At 62.8% G+C, this 18862-nt stretch carries 17 protein-coding genes (1 of these 17 running past the window's edge); 11 read left to right on the plus strand and 6 right to left on the minus strand.

Annotated elements, in window-relative coordinates; all coding sequences use genetic code 11:
- Nucleotides 1-11: 11 nt before the first annotated feature.
- The 3 genes from ABIB06_RS25580 to ABIB06_RS25590 form a co-directional block, all read right to left on the minus strand.
- Complete coding sequence (locus ABIB06_RS25580) at nt 12-818, minus strand: enoyl-CoA hydratase/isomerase family protein (protein ID WP_354050680.1); 807 nt, start codon at nt 816-818, stop codon at nt 12-14.
- 205 nt (nt 819-1023) lie between these two features.
- Nucleotides 1024-1782, minus strand: coding sequence for an SDR family NAD(P)-dependent oxidoreductase (locus ABIB06_RS25585; protein WP_247351049.1), 759 nt, complete (start codon nt 1780-1782; stop codon nt 1024-1026).
- A 55-nt stretch (nt 1783-1837) separates the two neighbouring features.
- Entirely contained in the window at nt 1838-2497 is a 660-nt protein-coding gene (locus tag ABIB06_RS25590; RefSeq protein WP_354050678.1) for a TetR family transcriptional regulator, read from the minus strand.
- 153 nt (nt 2498-2650) lie between these two features.
- On the opposite strand from ABIB06_RS25590, the gene ABIB06_RS25595 reads away from it, so the two are divergent.
- A complete protein-coding gene (locus ABIB06_RS25595) occupies nt 2651-3823 on the plus strand; it encodes an acetyl-CoA C-acetyltransferase (protein WP_354050676.1) in 1173 nt (390 codons plus the stop codon).
- A 186-nt stretch (nt 3824-4009) separates the two neighbouring features.
- Nucleotides 4010-5554 carry an acyl-CoA synthetase gene (locus ABIB06_RS25600; RefSeq protein WP_354125679.1) on the plus strand — a complete coding sequence of 515 codons (1545 nt, stop codon included), beginning with the start codon at nt 4010-4012 and terminating at the stop codon, nt 5552-5554.
- Nucleotides 5555-5579: 25 nt separating this feature from the next.
- Here ABIB06_RS25600 and ABIB06_RS25605 read toward each other — a convergent pair whose 3' ends face one another.
- Nucleotides 5580-6122, minus strand: coding sequence for a methylated-DNA--[protein]-cysteine S-methyltransferase (locus tag ABIB06_RS25605; protein ID WP_354050673.1), 543 nt, complete (start codon nt 6120-6122; stop codon nt 5580-5582).
- Nucleotides 6123-6258: 136 nt separating this feature from the next.
- Between ABIB06_RS25605 and ABIB06_RS25610 the strand changes: the two genes are divergently transcribed.
- The 7 genes from ABIB06_RS25610 to ABIB06_RS25640 all read left to right on the plus strand — a co-directional run bounded on the left by ABIB06_RS25610 (nt 6259) and on the right by ABIB06_RS25640 (nt 14017).
- Nucleotides 6259-7077: an alpha/beta fold hydrolase gene (locus ABIB06_RS25610; protein WP_354050672.1), complete on the plus strand. Its 819-nt coding sequence runs from the start codon at nt 6259-6261 to the stop codon at nt 7075-7077.
- Nucleotides 7078-7079: 2 nt separating this feature from the next.
- A complete protein-coding gene (locus ABIB06_RS25615; RefSeq protein ID WP_354050670.1) occupies nt 7080-7892 on the plus strand; it encodes an alpha/beta fold hydrolase in 813 nt (270 codons plus the stop codon).
- A 191-nt stretch (nt 7893-8083) separates the two neighbouring features.
- A complete protein-coding gene (locus tag ABIB06_RS25620) occupies nt 8084-8758 on the plus strand; it encodes a GntR family transcriptional regulator (protein WP_247445140.1) in 675 nt (224 codons plus the stop codon).
- Nucleotides 8759-8807: 49 nt separating this feature from the next.
- Entirely contained in the window at nt 8808-9608 is an 801-nt protein-coding gene (locus ABIB06_RS25625) for a phytanoyl-CoA dioxygenase family protein (protein WP_354050669.1), read from the plus strand.
- Between the two features lie 179 nt (nt 9609-9787).
- The gene (locus tag ABIB06_RS25630; RefSeq protein WP_354050667.1) at nt 9788-11116 is read left to right on the plus strand and encodes an NAD(P)H-dependent oxidoreductase; all 1329 of its coding nucleotides are present in this window, start codon (nt 9788-9790) and stop codon (nt 11114-11116) included.
- Nucleotides 11117-11745: 629 nt separating this feature from the next.
- Nucleotides 11746-12588, plus strand: a complete 843-nt coding sequence (locus tag ABIB06_RS25635) for an enoyl-CoA hydratase-related protein (protein ID WP_247351062.1) — start codon at nt 11746-11748, stop codon at nt 12586-12588.
- A gap of 364 nt (nt 12589-12952) precedes the next feature.
- Complete coding sequence (locus ABIB06_RS25640) at nt 12953-14017, plus strand: SDR family oxidoreductase (protein WP_354050665.1); 1065 nt, start codon at nt 12953-12955, stop codon at nt 14015-14017.
- Between the two features lie 802 nt (nt 14018-14819).
- Here the strand turns inward: ABIB06_RS25640 and ABIB06_RS25645 are convergent.
- Entirely contained in the window at nt 14820-15026 is a 207-nt protein-coding gene (locus ABIB06_RS25645; RefSeq protein WP_247445145.1) for a hypothetical protein, read from the minus strand.
- A gap of 150 nt (nt 15027-15176) precedes the next feature.
- Between ABIB06_RS25645 and ABIB06_RS25650 the strand changes: the two genes are divergently transcribed.
- Nucleotides 15177-16286 (plus strand): SMP-30/gluconolactonase/LRE family protein, encoded by a 1110-nt coding sequence (locus ABIB06_RS25650; protein ID WP_247445146.1) that lies wholly within the window; start codon nt 15177-15179, stop codon nt 16284-16286.
- A gap of 710 nt (nt 16287-16996) precedes the next feature.
- Here ABIB06_RS25650 and ABIB06_RS25655 read toward each other — a convergent pair.
- Complete coding sequence (locus ABIB06_RS25655; protein ID WP_354069325.1) at nt 16997-18082, minus strand: NAD-dependent epimerase/dehydratase family protein; 1086 nt, start codon at nt 18080-18082, stop codon at nt 16997-16999.
- Between the two features lie 286 nt (nt 18083-18368).
- Here ABIB06_RS25655 and ABIB06_RS25660 point away from each other — a divergent pair, with 286 nt between their 5' ends.
- Nucleotides 18369-18862, plus strand: the 5' portion of a protein-coding gene (locus ABIB06_RS25660; RefSeq protein WP_247445149.1) for a TRAP transporter substrate-binding protein. 595 nt of this gene lie beyond the right edge of the window; 494 of the gene's 1089 nt are visible here — the first part of the coding sequence; the start codon lies at nt 18369-18371; the stop codon falls past the right edge of the window.

Here is an 18862-nt window from a genome sequence, read left to right on the forward strand (position 1 = left end):
GATCTTCGTTGTCAGCGCTTGATATAGACAGGCTTTCGCTTCTCAAGGAAGGCCCTGATGCCCTCCGAAAACTCCTCGGAGCGGCTGCACAGGACCTGGTTGCGGTCCTCCATCGCGATAACGGCTTCCAGCGATCCGGCATCGACGCTCATATTGAGGCACTCTTTTGACAGGCGCAGGCCTACGGGCGACGCCGTGATCATCGCATCGACGTAGGGTTCGGCGGCGTCATCGAGCTTGTCCTCGTCGACGACCTCGGAGACCAGCCCGACCGCCAGCGCGCGGTCGGCGCCGATGAAGCGCCCTGTGAGGATCAGCTCCGAGGCCACGGAAACACCGACGAGGCGCGGCAGGAAATAACTGGTGCCGATGTCGCAGCCGCCGAGCCCGAGCTTGATAAAGGCGCAGTTCATTCGGGCCGACTTCGTCGCGATGCGAATGTCAGACGCAAGCGCCAGCGCAAAACCGCCCCCGGCCGCCGCGCCCTGCACCAGCGCCAGGATCGGCTGCGGACAGCGCCGCATCAGCATCACAATGTCGGCGATGCGCCGTTGCGAATCCAGCGACTCGGTGACGCCGGGCGGCTCCTGCTGCCCGGCACGACGCGCCATCGCCGCCTTGAGATCGAGGCCTGCGCAAAAATTCTTGCCGGCGCCCTTCAGCACCACGACGCGCGTATCGCGGTTGCGCTGGAGGCCCTGGAAGTAGACGTTGAGTGCGTCGATCAACGCCGGATCAAGCGCGTTGAGGCTCTCAGGACGATTGAGCGTCACCGTGTCGACGCCGTCGTTGTGCTCGATCAGCAGCGGTTGGGACATGAGGCGCCTCGTGCTTGCCGCCATTCGCGGTGCCGATTGCTGCGCCCTCTCCCTTGTGGGAGAGGGCATGTACGCTGTGAGCCCAGAGTTCACTTGGGTGAGGGGTTTGTCTCCGCGGACGCAAACCCCTCATCCGGCGCGCTCAGGAGCGCAATTGCGCTCCAAAGCGCGCCACTTTCTCCCACAAGGGGAGAAGGAAGAAGAGCTACCGCGGCGCCATGCGGATGGCGCCGTCGAGACGGATGGTCTCGCCGTTGAGCATCGCGTTCTCGACCATGTGCACGGCGAGCGCGCCGTATTCGTTCGCATCGCCAAGACGCGAGGGATGGGGCACCTGGGCGCCCAGGCTCTTGCGGGCCTCTTCGTTCAGGCCCATCAGCAGCGGCGTCATGAACAGGCCGGGCGCGATGGTATTGACGCGGATTTTCTGGCTGGCGAGGTCGCGCGCCGCCGGCAGGGTCAAACCAACGACACCACCCTTCGAAGCAGCATAGGCGATCTGGCCGATCTGGCCTTCATAGGCCGCAACGGAAGCCGTGTTGATAATGACGCCACGCTCTTCACCGACCGGCTCGATCGTCACCAGGCGTTCGGCGAACAGACGCAGGCAGTTGAAAGTGCCTATGAGGTTGACGTTGATGATGCGCGCAAACTTTTCCAGCGGGTAGACGCCATCGCGGCCGACGATGCGCTGCGAGCCGCCGATGCCGGCGCAGTTCATCAGTACGCGCGCGACGCCGTGCGCGGCTTCCGCCTTGGCGATCGCCGCTTTGATCTGCTCTTCGCTGGTGACGTCGGCATGCAGCGCGACGCCTTTCACTTCGGCGGCGACCTTCTCGGCGTTTTCCTTGCTCTGGTCGATCACACCAATCTTGGCGCCCTTGGCGGCCATGGCGCGGGCGGTCGCGGCACCGAGGCCCGAACCACCGCCGGTGATGAGAACGGCTACGTCTTTCAACTGCATCGCAAATACCTTTCCTTGGGCGTTTCTTCTCTAGGCTTGAAGAGTTCCGGCCGGATCATCCAGCCGCGGCAGCTTCCTCGACTTGCGTGAGGATGCCGCCGCAGATCAGCGTTTCCATGTGCTTGATATATTGCCGGCAGACTTCGTCGGTGACCGGGCCGACGCCGGTCGCGCGAGACATCGCGTGCCGGCCGAAGAACAAATGATCGCAGGCCCCGATCAGGCTGGTGTAGAACAGCACCGGATCGGTGGCACGAAACTCGCCACGGCTGACGCCTTCGGCCAGCAGGCGGCGATGAAAGTCGAGCAGCGGCGCGACGAAGAATTTCGAGACTTCGTCCGCGGAGCCCGCGACGCTCTCGTGCAGCAGATAATGGATCAGCCGGTTCATGTAGGGAAACCGGTGATAGGCGCGAATGATGCCGGCGATATGCAGCTTCAGCTTCGCGGTTGGCGTAATCGGCTGGGCCAGCAGATATTCGAGGTTGGAGAGTTCCGTCCCCGCGTCGCGCTCGAGCAGAGCCAGCAGCAGACCGTCCTTGTTTCCGAAATGATATTTGACCAGCGCGGCGTTGGCGCCCGACTTCTGTGCGATGTCGCTCAGCGAGATCTCGATCGAGGAGCGTTCGATCATCAGCTCGCTCGCGGCCACGAGCAATTTCTCTGCCGTGGAATTCTTTCCGCTGGGAAGCCTGTTCGGTACGCTGGTAGCCACGGAGATTCCTGAATGCGCTTCGAGAGGCGCGCAGATAACCTCAAGCAGCGCCTCCCCACAAGAGTTAATTGATCGATTGACTAAACGATCAGCCGCCCCTTAAATCCGCGCCGACAACCCATTCGATACAGAACAATCCAGGGAGAAACCGACATGGCCGAGGCTTACATCGTCGCCGCTGCGCGTACCGCCGGCGGGCGCAAGGGGGGCCGCCTCGCCGGCTGGCATCCGGCCGATCTCGCCGCAAAAGTGCTGGACGAATTGGTCGACCGCACCAAGGTCGATCCGGCCCTGGTCGAGGACGTGATCATGGGCTGCGTCATGCAAGTCGGTGAGCAGTCCAACAACGTCGCGCGCAACGCGATCATGGCCTCGAAGCTGCCGGAGAGCGTGCCGGGCACCTCGATCGATCGCCAGTGCGGCTCCTCGCAGCAGGCGCTGCACTTTGCAGCCCAAGCGGTGATGTCCGGCACGATGGACGTCGTGATCGCCGCCGGCGTGGAATCGATGACGCGCGTGCCGATGGGCATGTCCTCGCAGCTTCCCGCCAAGAACGGCTTTGGCAATTACAAAAGCGCGGGCATCGAGCAGCGTTATCCGAACATCGTGTTCAGCCAGTTCACCGGCGCCGAGATGATGGCCGAGAAGTACGGCCTCTCCAAGGATGAGCTGGACCAGTACTCCTACAACAGCCATCAGCGGGCGATCGCGGCAACGCAGGCCGGTCACTTCAAGACCGAGATCGTGCCGCTCGAGATCATCCGCGCCGACGGCTCCAAGGACACCCACCACATCGACGAAGGTATCCGCTTCGACGCCACGCTCGACGGCATCAAGGGCGTCAAGCTGATCGCCGAGAACGGCAAGCTCTCCGCGGCCAGCGCCAGCCAGATCTGCGACGGCGCCTCCGGCGTGATGGTGGTGAACGAGCGCGGCCTCAAGCAGCTCGGCGTGAAGCCGCTGGCCCGCATCCATCACATGACCATGATGGGCGGCGATCCCGTGATCATGCTCGATGCACCGCTGCAGGCCACCAAGCGCGCGCTGGAGAAGGCGGGCATGACGATCGGCGACATCGACCTGTTCGAGGTCAACGAGGCCTTCGCCTCGGTACCGACCGCGTGGCTCAAGACCACCGGCGCCGATCCGGAGCGCCTCAACGTCAATGGCGGCGCCATCGCGCTTGGCCATCCCCTCGGCGGCTCCGGCACCAAGCTGATGACGACGCTGGTCCACGCGCTACGCCAGCGCGGCAAGCGTTACGGCCTGCAGACCATGTGCGAAGGCGGCGGCATGGCCAATGTGACCATCGTGGAGCGGCTGTAAGCTGCTGCCGCATAAAGGTGTCGTCCCGGCGAAGGCCGGGACCCATATCCACAAGAGCCTGTAGTTAGGGCGAGTTGGGGCGACATCTAACTTCAATTACTAAAATTCGTGGTTATGGGTCCCGGCCCCCGTGCGCAATTGCGCACTAGGCCGGGACGACATCTCGTACGCCTTGGGACCGCGCTAATGACTCACCCGTCTGTTCACGCACAGACCACTCCCGACAAGATCGCCTACCAGATGGCCGCCACCGGCAAGGCGATCACCTATCGCGAGCTCGACGGGCTCTCGAACCAGGGCGCGCACCTGTTCCGCTCGCTCGGGCTGAAAGCCGGCGACCATATCGCGCTGCTGATGGAGAACCGCCTCGCCTTCATGGAGATCTGCTGGGCCGCGCAGCGCAGCGGGCTCTATTACACCGCGATCAGCCGCTATTTGAAGCAGGACGAGATCGACTACATCATCGCCGATTGCGGCGCGAAGGTCGTGATCACGACGCCGAAATGCGCCGACCAGATCCAGGGCCTGATCAAGGGTGCTGCCGGCGAGCCGGTCTTCTACATGATGGACGAGCCGCAAGCCGGCTTCCGATCCTACGACAGGGAAGCGGCCGCGCAGCCGACAACGCCGATCGCCGACGAGGTCGCCGGCTACGACATGCTGTATTCGTCGGGCACCACCGGCCGGCCGAAGGGCATCAAGAAGGCGTTCGAGGGCAAGCCGATCGACGAGCCGAACGCGTTTCTGCGCGTCCTCTGCGCCAATATGTGCGGCATGAACGCCGAGAGCACTTATCTGTCACCGGCGCCGCTCTATCACGCAGCTCCCTTGCGCTTCAACATGATGGCGACCGTACTCGGCGGCACCTCCATCATCATGGAGCATTTTGACGCCGAAGAATTCTTGAAGCTGATCGAAAAATACAAGGTCACGCAGTCACAGCTCGTGCCGACCATGTTCGTGCGCATGCTGAAGCTGCCGGACGAGGTCCGCAACCGTTACAACGTCTCCACGCTGAAGGGCGCGATCCACGCCGCCGCCCCCTGCCCGGTCGACGTCAAGGCAAAAATGATCGAATGGTGGGGACCGATCCTGATCGAGTATTACGCGGGCTCGGAAGGCAACGGCGTTACCGTCTGCAACTCGAAAGAATGGCTGGAGCACCGCGGCAGCGTCGGCCGCGCCGTGGTCGGCAAGATCAAGATTCTGGACGAGAACGACGAGGAGCAGCCGACAGGCGAGATCGGCACGGTCTATTTCGCCGATGCGCCTGTTTTCACCTATCACAACGATCCCGAGAAGACGAAGAAGGCCTACAACGCAAAGGGCTGGTCGACGCTCGGCGACGTCGGCTATCTCGACAGAGACGGCTTTCTCTTTCTCACCGACCGCAAGTCCTACATGATCATCTCCGGCGGGGTGAACATCTACCCGCAGGAAACCGAGGAAGTGCTCATCACCCACCCTGAAGTCGCCGACGTCGCGGTGTTCGGCGTGCCGAACGAGGAGATGGGCGAAGAGGTCAAGGCGGTGGTGCAGCCGCACGACCCGAAGCGTGCCGGCAGGCAGCTCGAGGCCGATTTGATCGCCTACTGCAAGAGTCGCCTCTCCGCGATCAAATGCCCGCGCTCGGTCGACTTTGAAGCCGAGCTGCCGCGCACGCCAACCGGCAAGCTGGTGAAGCGGCATTTACGCGACAAATATTGGCCGAAGGCGGCAGCGAAGATTTAGCGGCGCCCGGAATCGACGCCGAGCTTCAATCAAACAAGCTCGGCGTGTGGTTCACCAGCGCACCTTCGATCTCGAGCATCTTTAATTTCGTCACCACGCCGCCATTGGCGGAGAAGCCGCCGGGCTTGTTGCCGGCCGCCAGCACGCGGTGGCAGGGCACCACGATCGGGCACGGGTTGCGTCCGAGTGCCTGGCCGACGTCGCGCGACAGCTCGACACCGCCGAGCTGCCTGGCGATGTCGCCATAGGTGACGGTCTTGCCCGGCGGAATGGTGCGGGCGATCTCGTAGACGCCGCGGTTGAAGTCGGGCACGCCGTCGAGATCGAGCGGAATGTCGGTGAGGTCATCCGGCTCGCCCGCGAGCAATTTTGTGATGCGGTCGATCGCCTGCTGCACGTCGGCGGTCGGTTCGGCTTCGCTGGCGTCAGCATGGCGCTGGCTGATGCGGGTGCGGATCTTCTGCTCACCACCCATCGGCAGTTGCGTGCCGTTGATGCCGCGCGGACCCCAGGCAATGGCACACAGGCCGATCTTGCTATCGAACAGGGCAAAATGCTGGTCGGTCATGGCTTGGTCCCTGGCTTGCGTTCCCGCGCATGCCCCCAATGTGAACTGAGCCCAAATCTAGGCTTGGAAATAGTTGCGATCCACCCGGTTTCCGGGAATCTTGCACAGGAGTTCCGCAGCCCGCCGCGAGTCCCCGATGCAAAGCCTCCACGTCAACGGATACGACATGCCCTATCTCGACGTGGGCGAGGCCAGGGCGGGGCCGCCGCTGGTCTGCGTGCACGGCTCCCTCTCCGACTTCCGCACCTGGGGCTGCGTGCTCGGGCCGCTGACGCAGCGGCACCGGGTGATTCCTGTCAGCCTGCGGCATTTCTTCCCGGCGCGATGGGACGGCGTCGGTGACACCTATTCGATCGCGCAGCATGTCGACGACGTCATCGCCTTCATCGAGAAGCTCGACCTCGGCCCGGTCGATTTGATGGGTCATTCCCGCGGGGGGCACATCTGCTTTCGCGTGGCTCAGCGGCGGCCGGAGCTGCTCCGGCGGCTGGTCCTGGCCGAACCCGGCGGCGAGCTCGATGCGAGCCTCGATCCCGACTATGCCGGCGGGCCCTCGCCGCTGCTGGCGCGCTTCACGGCCTCGGCCGCGAAGATCGCGGCCGGCGACGTCGATGGCGGCCTCGCCGTCTTTGTCGACACGCTGGAGGGCGCCGGCACCTGGCCGCGACTGCCGGCGATGGTGAAGCAGAATCTGCGCGACAACGCCTTCACCCTGCTCGGCCAGGTCCGCGACAACCGCCCACCGTTCTCGAAGGCGGATGCGGAATCGATCAAAATGCCGACGCTGTTCATCCTCGGCGGGCGAACCAAGGGCCTGCTGCCAAAAGTGCTGCATGCGCTCGCCGCGCATGTGCCGTATGCCAGGACGGCGGTGATCCCGAACGCGACGCACCCGATGTTCGAGCAGGCGCCGCAGAAATACTCCGAAATGGTGCTGGATTTTTTGGCGGGCTGATCATGCAGACATTTCACGTCAACGGTTACGACATGGCCTATCTCGAAATCGGAGAAGGCCCGCCGCTGGTCTGCGTGCACGGCACGCTGGGCGATTTCCGCACCTGGTATTCTGTGCTCGGCCCGCTGTCGAAAGCGCATCGTGTGATCTCGGTCAGCCTGCGGCATTTCTTTCCCGAGCATTGGGACGCCGTCGGCGACGATTACAAGATGGCCCAGCACGTCGCCGACGTGATCGCCTTCATCGAGCAGATCGACCCCGCACCCGTCGACCTCATGGGCCATTCGCGCGGCGGCCACATCGCGTTTCGCGTGGCGCAGGCGCGGCCCGATCTGCTGCGAAAACTCGTGCTGGCCGAGCCGGGCGGCGATCTCGACGCCAGCCTGCGGGTGCCTGAAGGCACGCCCGCGCATCCGCCGCTGGCCACGCGCACCACGCGCTCGGTCGAGATGATCCGCGCCGGCGACATCGAGGGCGCGCTGCAGAACTTCTACGAAGGCATCGAAGGCGACGGCTCGTGGCGGCGCGTGCCGGCGGCGGCAAAGCAGCAACTCCGCGACAACGCGCTCACCTTCCTCGGCCAGATCAACGAGCAGCGCCGGGCCTACACGCTTGCGGATGCGCAGGCGATCAGGACACCGACGCTGCTGATCGGCGGCGGCGCCACGACAGGGAGCCTGTCGGTGATGTGGCGCGTGCTGGCCGAGCACATCGCTGGGGCGAAGACGGCGGTGATCCCCAATGCCGGGCACTGGATGTTCGAGCAGGCACCGCTGGAGTTCGGCGAGGTGGTGAGCACGTTTTTGGCGGAGTGAGCGGCCTCGCACTTCCATTTCCTCGAAAACAACCCCATGCACAGTAGCGGACCCTAGCAATATCAACGGCTTGGCGAAGCGCAAAAACGAGCTCAGACGCCGCGTCGGCGGCGCTTGACGCCCTCAACCCGTCGTCGTACTTTCGAATACGGAATTCCGTATTCCCTTTCGTCATTCTCGGAGCAGCCGGCGTGATCCCTCTCGACCCGCTTCCGAACCTGATCGACCAGGTCTATGCGCGGATCCTGGAGGCGATCTCCGACCGCACGCTGCAGCCCGGCCAGCGCATCCGGCAGAACGAGCTCGCCGACAAGCTCGGCGTGTCGCGCCAGCCGGTGTCGCATGCGCTGCACCTGTTGCACCGGCAGGGGCTGGTCGCCGAGAGCGGCCGGCGCGGCTTTGAAGTCACCCAGCTCGACCCCTCGCGCATCCGCCAGCTGTACGAGGTACGCGGTGCCATCGACGCCTTGGCGGCCCGGCTCGCGGCGGAGCGCGCGGCAAGCGACGCGGCGGGACGCGCGCGGCTGGATGCAGCGCTCGGCGCCGGACGCGGTATCGATCTCAAGACGCCGCTCGCGGAGCTGATCGCGCTCGACGTCGATTTTCACCGCGCGATCTACCAGCTGGCGGGCAATCCCGTGATCGAGGAGACGATCGCGCCGCAGTGGCCGCACATGCGCCGCTCGATGGCGACCGTGCTGTCCGAACTCGATTATCGCGGCAGTGCCTGGACCGAGCATGCTGCGATCGCAGGGCACATTCTTGCTGGCGATGCGAAGGCGGCCGAACGCGCGGCGCTTGCACATGCGCAGACGGCGGGACGGATGACTGAGGAGAGATTGAGGGCGACGGACGAGGCGGCGTAGGCATTCCACGCCGGAACGACAATCAAAAACAACGCAAGGAGGACGACCCATGAAACTGTCCCAGGAGCAATTGGAGTTCTTCGACCGCGAGGGCTGGCTGTTCCTGCCCGAACTGTTCAGCCCGGAGGAGGTCGATTTCCTCGCGCGCGAGGCGGTCGGCATCTATGACGCGAACCGGCCCGAAGTCTGGCGCGAGAAGAGCGGCGCGCCGCGCACCGCCTTTGCCGCGCATCTCTACAATGAGGCGTTCGGCATCCTCGGCGCGCATCCGCGCATGATCGACCCGGTCGAGCAATTGTTCGGCGAAAAGGTCTACATGCACCAATTCAAGATCAACGCGAAGTCGGCCTTCACCGGCGACGTCTGGCAATGGCACCAGGATTACGGCACCTGGAAGCGCGACGACGGCATGCCCGAGCCGCGCGCGATGAACATCGCGATCTTTCTGGACGAGGTGATGCCGATCAACGGCCCGCTGATGCTGGTGCCGCGCAGCCAGGACGCCGGTGATCTCCAAGCGTCGCATGACCTCGCCACCACGTCGTACCCGCTGTGGACGCTCGACGAGGACACGGTGACGCGGCTGGTCAAGCAGGGCGGCATCGTGGCGCCGACCGGCAAGCCGGGCGGCATGCTGATGTTCCACGGCAACCTGGTGCATGGCTCGGCCGGCAACATCACGCCCTACCCGCGCAAGATCGTCTACCTGACGCTGAACGCGGTTTCGAACTACATCCGAAGCCCGACGCGGCCGGAGTACATCGCGCATCGCGACTTCGCGCCGATCAAGACGGTGGACGACGACGCGCTGGTGCGGCTCGCCCGTGCGCCGCGGCAGGCGGCGGAGTAAGACGCTCTCGTGCCCCGGACGCAGCGCAGCACGTCAGTGATGCGCTGCTGAGCCGGGGCCCACGCCGCGCGCAATACTCTCTCACTGGGTCCCGGCTCTGCGGAGCAGCGTTGCCGGACGATGCTACGCATCGCCTAGGCTGCATCGCGTCCGGGACACGATCATGATCGGACATTCCCATGAACCTCTTCCGCCTTCTCCAGGCCCGCGCTTCCACCGGCAAGCCCGTCCGTGTCGCGCTGATCGGCGCCGGCAAATTCGGCTCGATGTTTCTGGCGCAGGTACCGCACACGCCGGGGCTCGTGGTCCCCATCATTGTCGACATCGACCGGGATCGTGCGCGCGAGGCCTGCCGCACGGTCGGGTGGGACGAGGCCCGCATTGCCGCGACCGTCTTCACCGATGACGGCGCGCGCGCGATTGCCGGCGGCGCGATGGACGTGGTGGTGGAGGCGACCGGCAATCCCGCCGTCGGCATCAGGCACGCCCGCGCCGCGATCGCGGCGGGCAAGCATATCGTGATGGTCAACGTCGAGGCCGACGTGCTGGCGGGTCCGCTGCTCGCCGAGGAAGCGCGCAAGGCCGGCGTGGTCTATTCGCTCGCCTATGGCGACCAGCCGGCGCTGACCGCGGAGATGGTGGATTGGGCCCGCGCCACCGGGTTTCACGTGGTTGCCGCGGGCAAGGGGACAAAGTATCTGCCGGCCTATCACGACGTGACGCCTGACAGCGTCTGGCAGCATTACGGGCTGACCGCGGGAGAGGCGCAATCGGCCGGGATGAATCCGCAGATGTTCAACTCCTTCCTCGACGGCACCAAGTCGGCGATCGAGATGGCCGCGATCGCCAATGCCTGCGGGCTGGACGTACCCGCGGCGGGCCTGCTGTTTCCGCCCTGCGGCGTCGACGACCTGCCGCATATCATGCGCCCTCGCGACAGAGGCGGCGTGCTGGAGCGGTCCGGCGTGGTGGAAGTGGTCTCCTCGCTCGAGCGCGACGGAAGGCCGGTGTTTCGCGATCTGCGCTGGGGGGTCTACGTCGTGCTGGAGGCGCCGAACGACTATGCCGCCGACTGCTTCAGGCAGTACGGCCTGAAGACCGACACCAGCGGCCGCTTTGCTGCGATGTATAAGCCCTATCATTTGATCGGCCTCGAGCTGAACATCTCGGTGCTCTCGGCCGCGCTGCGGGGCGAGCCAACCGGGCAGCCCTACGGCTTCCGCGGCGACGTCGCCTCGGTGGCAAAACGCAATCTGCGCGCCGGCGAGATGCTGGACGGCGAAGGCGGCTACACGGTGTGGGGCAAGCTGGTGCCGGCGGCCGCGAGCCTGAAGGCCGACGCCTTGCCGATCGGCCTGGCGCATCGGCTGAAGCTGAAGCACGACGTCTCCCATGGCCAGATCGTGCGCTGGAGCGACGTCGAGTTTGACGCAGGCAACGAGACGATCAGGACGCGGAAGGCAATGGAAGCGGCGTTCGTAAGCGCAGATCAGGTCGCGCACTCATAAATCGAGATTCATTGGTGCAGCCTGAGCGATGTCCGCCGGCCGACGCTTTGCGGACTCAAGCTGAACATTGTCTCAGGTCAGCTATGGGCCAACACCGGAAGTCGCTCGCGACCATCTTTTTCCGTAGCCATGGTCATTTCCCGGGCTGAATATGCACATTGTACTCGGCATTGCCGGCGCGGGGATTGCCAGTGCAATCTTGAGCGCCTCGGTATCAACTTGGATGGATGGGTCCGCTACCTGATTTCCGGCTTCATTGGCGGGTCTCACTAAATTTGGATTGTTCGTGCCGTACGGCCAACTTGAGGCTTCAGAATACTTTTGGACCACCAGGGCCGGCGGCCTGCACACGAGCAGACTGTCAGTCTCAAAGATCGCGAATACGCTGGCCCATGGAGGGCCGTGCAATAGTCGAGCTATCATTAACGGAACTGCCGAAGGGGGCAGATTATTTCGAATGTCGGCCCGTTAGCGGCGACAGCATTTTAAATTCGCACGATTGCCCGCGTCATTCCTGATCCGATTTCCTGCATCGTGATCGACGCCCTCTTGCGGGTCCTCCGTATTTGCCCATCTCCGTATCCGGAAGGCGATCGCGTTGCAGGCCCCAAAAACCGGGAGACACGTCGATGACATCACAGGGCGACGAGACCGCGCAGTCCACGCGCATGGCGAATATTCCGTACGATCAGCGAGCCAAAATCACCATCGAGCGCAAAGGCCAGACAGTGTTGATTGGCATCAACCGGCCCTACATCGACAACCGACTGGACCCGGACGCGACAGAGAGCCTGGCGCGAGCCTACTACAATTACGACCGCGATCCCTCCCTCCGTGCCGCTGTTCTGTTCGGCTATGGCGATCGCTTCTCCAGAGGTATCGATGTCGATGCCTACAAGGCCTTCGCTCAGTCCGGAAAAAAAATGATGGATGGACCCGGCTTTATCGACCCTCTCGGGCGCACCAAGCCGGCGCTCACGAAGCCCCTGGTTGTCGCGGTGCATGGCGACACCTGGAATATGGCGCACGAGCTTTTTCTTGTCGCCGACATCCGCGTGGCGTCGGAAGACACGGAGTTCGGTCAGGACGAGAACACGCACGGTCGTTTTCCCGGCGGCGGTTCAACGGTACGTTTCCCCAGAGAGGCCGGATGGGGCAATGCGATGCGCTTCATTCTAACAGGCGATCATTGGGGAGCGAAGGAAGCTCTCCGGATGGGAATGGTTCAGGAAGTGACCCCCGACCGGGATGCGGCTCTCGCGAAGGCTGTCGAGATCGCCAGCAAGATCGCCGCATGCGGCCCTCTCGGCATCAAGACATCGCTGGCCTCCTCGCATATGGCGCTCGACGACTCCGAAACGGCGCTGGGCAAGCTCGACGACCAATATCGTGCGTTGTACGCGACCTGGGATTTCCGGGAAGGCCGCGATGCCGAGGTAGAAAAGCGTCCGCCCGTTTACGAGGGACGTTAGCGGCAAGCTCTCGACGATGGCTTATTTGCTCAGGACGTCTGGATTCTTGGGCGCTGCAAAGGCACGGGTGCGGTGATCCCCGGGTTGAGACCATCGCAGGCACGGTTCGCGCCGACCGAAGCAGAGGTTCAGCCGTTCATCATCCCGACGCAGAACAAAACCTCAGTGATTTCCGCAATGGGTCGCAACCCGACAAACTGGCGCTCGGCTGCAAACTTCCGGTCTACCCCTCTGAGCCGACATGTAGCGGCACCGCCCCGACGGTAGCGATGGGCCAAAACCGGACAGACTCCAAACAACAGGCATTCGGCTTGCTCGCGGCAGTCGGCGCCCTATCTCGAATGGATCGCGAAGGGTTCAAAAAATGGAACGTTCCGCACTTGTCGCAGGAGCAACCGGCATAGTGGGCAACAATCTTGCCCAACATCTCCTGGAGCGGGGGTGGTCAGTTTACGGACTGGCACGCAGGCCAGCAATTGATATCCCCGGTATGTTGCCAATCGCTGCTGATCTGTTGGATCCGGCGTCCCTGGGTTCGGCGCTGCGCGAACTGCGTCCCACGCATGTTTTCTTCAGCACGTGGCTTAGGCAGAAAACGGAGGCAGAGAATATCCTGGTCAACTCTGTGATGGTGCGCAACTTGCTGGATGCATTGTCGTCTGCCCGGTCGGTCAGGCACGTCACACTTGTAACTGGCCTCAAGCACTATCTCGGGCCGTTCGAAGCCTATGGTCAAAGCAGCTTGATCGCCACTCCGTTTCGAGAGGACCAACCTCGGCTCGATACCGAGAATTTCTATTATGCCCAGGAAGACGAGGTGTTCGCGGCGGCGAATCGTGACGGCTTCAACTGGAACATTCACCGGCCACATACGATCATAGGCTATGCCGTCGGGAATGCCATGAACATGGGCACGACGCTCGCTGCGTACGCCACGATCTGCCGCGAAATCGGACGCCCGTTTCTGTTTCCAGGCTCTGCAACTCAGTGGAACGCACTAACGGATATGACGGACGCTAGACTGTTGGCCAGACATCTGGAATGGGCGGCCACGACAGATGCTGCCCGCAATCAGGCTTTCAATGTTGTCAACGGGGACGTGTTCCGTTGGAAGTGGATGTGGGGGCGCTTGGCAGCTTGGTTCGGACTGCAGCCAGCAGCGTTTCCGAGCGAAAGCCTTCCGCTTGAGCGACAGATGAGCGACGCCCATCAGATTTGGTCCGACATCGCCCGGAAGCATCGTCTGGCAGAACCGGATCTCAACCGGCTCGCGTCTGCGTGGCACACCGATGGTGACCTCGGTCGGCCGATCGAGGTTGTCACCGACATGAGCAAGAGTCGTCGGCTGGGGTTCCTTGACTATCAGCCGACGGACGAAAGTTTCTTCGACCTGTTCACGACTCTGCGAGAGAAGCGGATCATACCGTGAGCGAGGCGGCTCGCTCGAGGCGTTCGAACCGAGCGCGACTTCGGCTTAGGGTCAAAAGCGTCGGTCTAGCGCTCCACTGCAAACTCCCGGTCTACCCCGCTGAACCGACATGGAGCGGCACCGCCTTAACGTAGCGATGGCCAGAAGCGTCGTTCGAACGTGAAAGCAAGGAGCGGCGCGCGCACCACATACAACGGGGGTTGCTGCTTGGAGAAAATGCAATGCGTGTTGTCTTGGGATTATGCCTTGTGATCGCGTCGTGTGCTTCTGCGAACGCCGCCCCAAGGTCGCATCACAACTCGCGACAAGCGATGACGCGTCCTGGCCAGGCTGGCACCCCGAGCTATATCACTCCACGCGGCGTGCACATCTATCGCGACGATTCCGTTCCGGGAGGTCTCCGGACCGATCACGACGATCCTCCTGCCTACGATGATCCATCCAAGTTTGGCGGCGGCTGATTGACGGAATCAGCGCGCGTCTGCTTTGGGTCAGACTGCGAAGAACTCAGGATGAGCAAATGCCGTCCGGATTACCCCTGAATGCGGACACCGCTCGGTGCAATTGGCATGTCGCGAAAGTCACACCAGCAGACGATGCTTGCCAGCTAACTAGCAAGTTACGCGGGCTCACCTGTTGGGCTGCCTGCGTTCCCTATGAGCAACGACCTCGAAGAGCAGGACGAAGGGTCCGATTATCGCAAAGCCGACGGTCCCGATATGAGGATCATCTGAACCACGGAGTATTACTTCGTTACTTCTCCAGTCTTGATCTTTCCCGAGGCTGGGAATTTTGGTGAGGCTCATAGCTCATCATCGTCGCCATTGTCATCCTGATCGTCTTCGTCCGAATCGACGACCATCGCTTCGATGTACTCACGACGGACAGCCCCCAGCTGTGCGGCCCGATGTCGGATCGGCCAGGAAAAACCACCATCCCCCGGTCTCCTTTCCATAGATGGCAATCGCGCTTCACTTGCGGTCTCAAAAGGCTGACCATCCACTTCCACGCGCGGGTCATTCCAAGTTGCGAGATATCTTTTTCTAAAGCGCCCATTCGCCTACCGTATTAACTGGGGCGGTACGCCCATGTTCGTGCCACGTTTTGAGCTGATGCTTGAAGCACGGCAGAAAAAACAAAAGCGTCGGAGGAAACCGTCATGACAACGAAGTTGGCAAGTGCCGTCTGTATTCTCTCGCTCGTACTCTGGGGCTCGGCCGCAACCGTTCATATTGCATCGGCGCAAGCCCAGTCCATCCCCGCGCCCCCGCTCGCCGGTCCGCCATCGCCGGAGCAAGTGCAGCCGTGGGGTCTGCCACCACCGCCGCCCGGCATCGGACCGGTTACTTTGTTTGCGGATATCCATGATCAACCCCAGGGCAAGTTTCTCGAGGGCGGGGCCTTCGACAAGGCAGGCAACTTCTGGTTTGTCGCGATTGGCAGCGGCTGGGTGTCCTACCTCACTCCAGACGCCAAGCTGGTCCCCGGGTTCAACTGCAACCCGAAAGGAGACCTCGGTCCCGCTTGCGAACCGCAGGGGACGCGCTGGCATGACGGCAAGCTTTACGTCACGACCCGCCACCTCGGCGTCCTGGTCTATGATCCGGAGACGAAGAAACTAAGCTCGCTCGTTTCCACGTTCCATAACGAACTCTTTAAGGGTCCAAATGACCTCGACTTCGACGCCGAGGGCAACCTGTATTTCACCGACCCATGGGGAACAGGACCAGGACCCGATGCGGCTGATCGGACCGGCGCGGTCTATCAATATTCCAAGGACGGGATTCTCCGGCGCATCATCACTACGGGCAGTTTTCCTAACGGCATAGCGGTTTCGCCGGATGACGGCACGCTGGCTGTTGCGGATTATGCGAGCAACCGGATGCTGTATTATTCGTTCCTGCGAGGGCCGAATCCCGCCTGCGCCGACTGCGCCAACGATCCCTCGCACACGACATTCTTCTTCGCCACGGCCGGAAGCTACAATCCCGGCAACGGTGGGCCTGACGGCATCCACTATGACGTGCATGGGAATCTCTGGGCGGCGTGCGGCATCGGCGGAGTCATCGAGTACGATCCGCGTGGCTTCATCATCGGTTACGTACCGTTGCCAAATGGTGATTCCTCGGCCACGAACTTTGCCTTTGGCGGCGAGAATAACCAATATATCTACATGGAAGGTGCCGTCAGCGGAACCGTCTACAAGTTCAAGGCGCCCTACCCCGGACTGATTGGGCCAGATGGCGTGCGGTTGGCGGCGCAACCATGACTTCGCCGCGAGGCTGCTACGGTGCACACCGCATCAGCCGCGCATCACCGCGTAGCCGCTGATTACCGCGATTTAATCTTCGTCCTCATCGTTCATTCACAGACGAACCTCTACACGTCCTGTGGAGATAACACTCAACGGGAGGAACTAGATGAAACTTAGAATCGCACTTCTCGCACTGGCCGCGCTAGGTGGCGCAGCTCTTTCGACCGGGACCGCTTCAGCAATGCCACTGGCCCCCTTGGGACAGTTCCAGTCTTCGAACGTCGAGAACGTCGCAGTGGTCTGCGGTCCGCGCGGTTGCCTCCGCACAAGGCCCGTGTATCGGCGCGGGGCCTACGTCGTCCGTCGCCCCTATGTACGTCGCAGCTATGGATACCATCGGAGCTATCGTCGGTACTAACTTGAAAGAGGGCTTCGGCCCTCTTTTTTCTTCCTGCTAACGTTTGGCCAAAATCTGCTTATCCATCGAGATCCAGATACTCGACGCATTGCTCGCCAATAAAGACCTGCTTCTTCGACGGTAGCCAACATGACTTTCATCGTGCGCTGGGCGTCAACGGGTTGCCATGCGTGCAGACCCCTATCTGTCACTTCCCCAGTCCGCCGTGCCTCACTAAGCGGACCTCAACGAAGTACGCCGCTACTTCGCTGAAGGGCCACAATCTGACCTGGGCAACCATCCCGGATATATCGGCTTTGGTTCTGCGTCAGGGAAGCAGCCGCTCTTCCTTCGCCTGCCTGAACCACTTCCGGAACATGTCTTCGGTGTCCATCATCTCGGTGAAGCCGGCGCGGTTGATCTTCACGGTCGAGACGATCGAGGGCGAACCGGATTCGGCGTGGCCGTAGCGCAAGCTGTAATCGGCGTATTGGAACGAGAGGCCGACGAATTCGGCCAGCTGAGGCGATACAAGGTCGTGCTTGCGCCGCAACGCATCCCAGGGGCCGACCCAGCTTGGAAACGCCTCGGCGAGCGACAGCGGGACCGGCTTGCCCGGCATCATCTCCAGTGCATCCGCCACAGCAGGCCAGATGTTCTCCCACGTGAAGACGTCGCCATTGGTCACGTTGAAGGCCTCGTTCCGCGCGGCCTTGGCCTCGCCCGACCAGGCGATGGTGCGGGCGAGGAGATCGACGTCGACCGCTTGCGCGACGCGCGCGGCGCCGCCGGGAAAATCGAGCGGCCTGCCTTGCTCGCGCAGCATCGCGGCGTAGACGCCGAGCGGCGGGATCAGGTCCATGGCGCCGCCCATGGCAAGGCCCACGATCAGGACCGGCCGCAGGATGCTCCAATGCCAACTCTTCCCCATTTGAAGTTCGCGCAAAAAGTTTTCCTGCGCCCAGTAGAAGTTGGGCTGCTCGTACATTTCGGAGCGGCCTTCGCGGGCCGGCACGGTCAAGGGGCGAACGTGGACGCCGTAGGCCTTGGTGCCCTGCAACAGGGCGACATGCTTGAGGCCGGGTGAGACCGGCTCGAGCGCAGCCATCAGATTGCGCAGCATCAGGTCGTTGGTCTTGATCTGCTGCGGATCGCGCCAGCCATCGACGAGTTGCGGCGCCTCGTAGAGCGCGGCGTAGATCAGATGGGTCGCGCCCTTGAGCTCGTCCGCGGCGCGGCGGCAATCGGCTGCGCTGGTGAGGTCGATCGGGACGTGGCGGGCGCCGCAGAGGTCGCGCGGCCTGCGCCGCGACAGCGCAACGACCTCGCAGGGGTCCGATGTGCCGAAGTGTCGCAACGCGGCGTTGCCGACGAGGCCGGTCGCTCCGGCGACCACGACCTTCTTGCCCGTCATGCGAGGCTCCCTGGTTTTTGCGCGACTAAATAGCAGATCGCTAAGGGGCCCGACTTGCGTCAGGCCGGCGTTCGCACCTGCGAGGCGCCGATGAGGCTTGATTCTCGCGAAGCGCCCGGTCATCCTCGCTCGCGGAACCGCAACGATCGGAATTCCACCAACGAGTGCCTCAAGGGCCTTTCGGAAACGCCACCAGGTCTCAACAGACACCGTCGAGCGTCGACGAAGACAAGACGACACCAAGATCGTTCCCTGGTCGAAGCATCGACTTAACGGAGGGAAACGCATGGAACGTCGTAAATTCCTGACGGCAGGCGGATTGGGCCTGGCCGCGAGTGCTGTTGCTGCGCCCGCGATCGCGCAATCCAATCCGGAGGTGAGATGGCGGCTCGCCGCGAGCTGGCCGAAATCGCTCGATACGCTGTACGGCGGCTGCGAATATTTTTGCAAGCGCGTCGCCGAGATCACCGACAACCGCTTTCAGATCCAGCCCTTTGCCGCCGGCGAGATCGTGCCGGGATTGCAAGTGCTCGACGCGGTGTCGAACGGCACCGTCGAGATGGGAAACACCGCGCTGTATTACTATTGGGGCAAGAATCCCGCCTTCACCTTCGGCACATCGCTGCCGTTCGGGCTCAATACGCGTCAGCATATCTCCTGGCTATTGTGGGCCGGCGGTCAGGACATGCTCAACGATCTCCTTAGGGAGCACAACGCCGTCGGCGTGCCGACCGGTTCGACCGGAGCTCAGATGGGCGGCTGGTTTCGCAAGGAGATCAA

This window comes from Bradyrhizobium sp. LB8.2 (assembly GCF_040548035.1).
Lineage (GTDB): Bacteria > Pseudomonadota > Alphaproteobacteria > Rhizobiales > Xanthobacteraceae > Bradyrhizobium.

Bases quoted from the DNA above. Each gene is read 5' to 3' on its own strand.
- ABIB06_RS25580 (WP_354050680.1), bottom strand. From the start codon at position 818: ATGTCCCAACCGCTGCTGATCGAGCACAACGACGGCGTCGACACGGTG.
- ABIB06_RS25585 (WP_247351049.1), bottom strand. From the start codon at position 1,782: ATGCAGTTGAAAGACGTAGCCGTTCTCATCACCGGCGGTGGTTCGGGC.
- ABIB06_RS25595 (WP_354050676.1), top strand. From the start codon at position 2,651: ATGGCCGAGGCTTACATCGTCGCCGCTGCGCGTACCGCCGGCGGGCGC.
- ABIB06_RS25600 (WP_354125679.1), top strand. From the start codon at position 4,010: ATGACTCACCCGTCTGTTCACGCACAGACCACTCCCGACAAGATCGCC.
- ABIB06_RS25605 (WP_354050673.1), bottom strand. From the start codon at position 6,122: ATGACCGACCAGCATTTTGCCCTGTTCGATAGCAAGATCGGCCTGTGT.
- ABIB06_RS25610 (WP_354050672.1), top strand. From the start codon at position 6,259: ATGCAAAGCCTCCACGTCAACGGATACGACATGCCCTATCTCGACGTG.
- ABIB06_RS25615 (WP_354050670.1), top strand. From the start codon at position 7,080: ATGCAGACATTTCACGTCAACGGTTACGACATGGCCTATCTCGAAATC.
- ABIB06_RS25625 (WP_354050669.1), top strand. From the start codon at position 8,808: ATGAAACTGTCCCAGGAGCAATTGGAGTTCTTCGACCGCGAGGGCTGG.
- ABIB06_RS25630 (WP_354050667.1), top strand. From the start codon at position 9,788: ATGAACCTCTTCCGCCTTCTCCAGGCCCGCGCTTCCACCGGCAAGCCC.
- ABIB06_RS25635 (WP_247351062.1), top strand. From the start codon at position 11,746: ATGACATCACAGGGCGACGAGACCGCGCAGTCCACGCGCATGGCGAAT.
- ABIB06_RS25640 (WP_354050665.1), top strand. From the start codon at position 12,953: ATGGAACGTTCCGCACTTGTCGCAGGAGCAACCGGCATAGTGGGCAAC.
- ABIB06_RS25650 (WP_247445146.1), top strand. From the start codon at position 15,177: ATGACAACGAAGTTGGCAAGTGCCGTCTGTATTCTCTCGCTCGTACTC.
- ABIB06_RS25655 (WP_354069325.1), bottom strand. From the start codon at position 18,082: ATGACGGGCAAGAAGGTCGTGGTCGCCGGAGCGACCGGCCTCGTCGGC.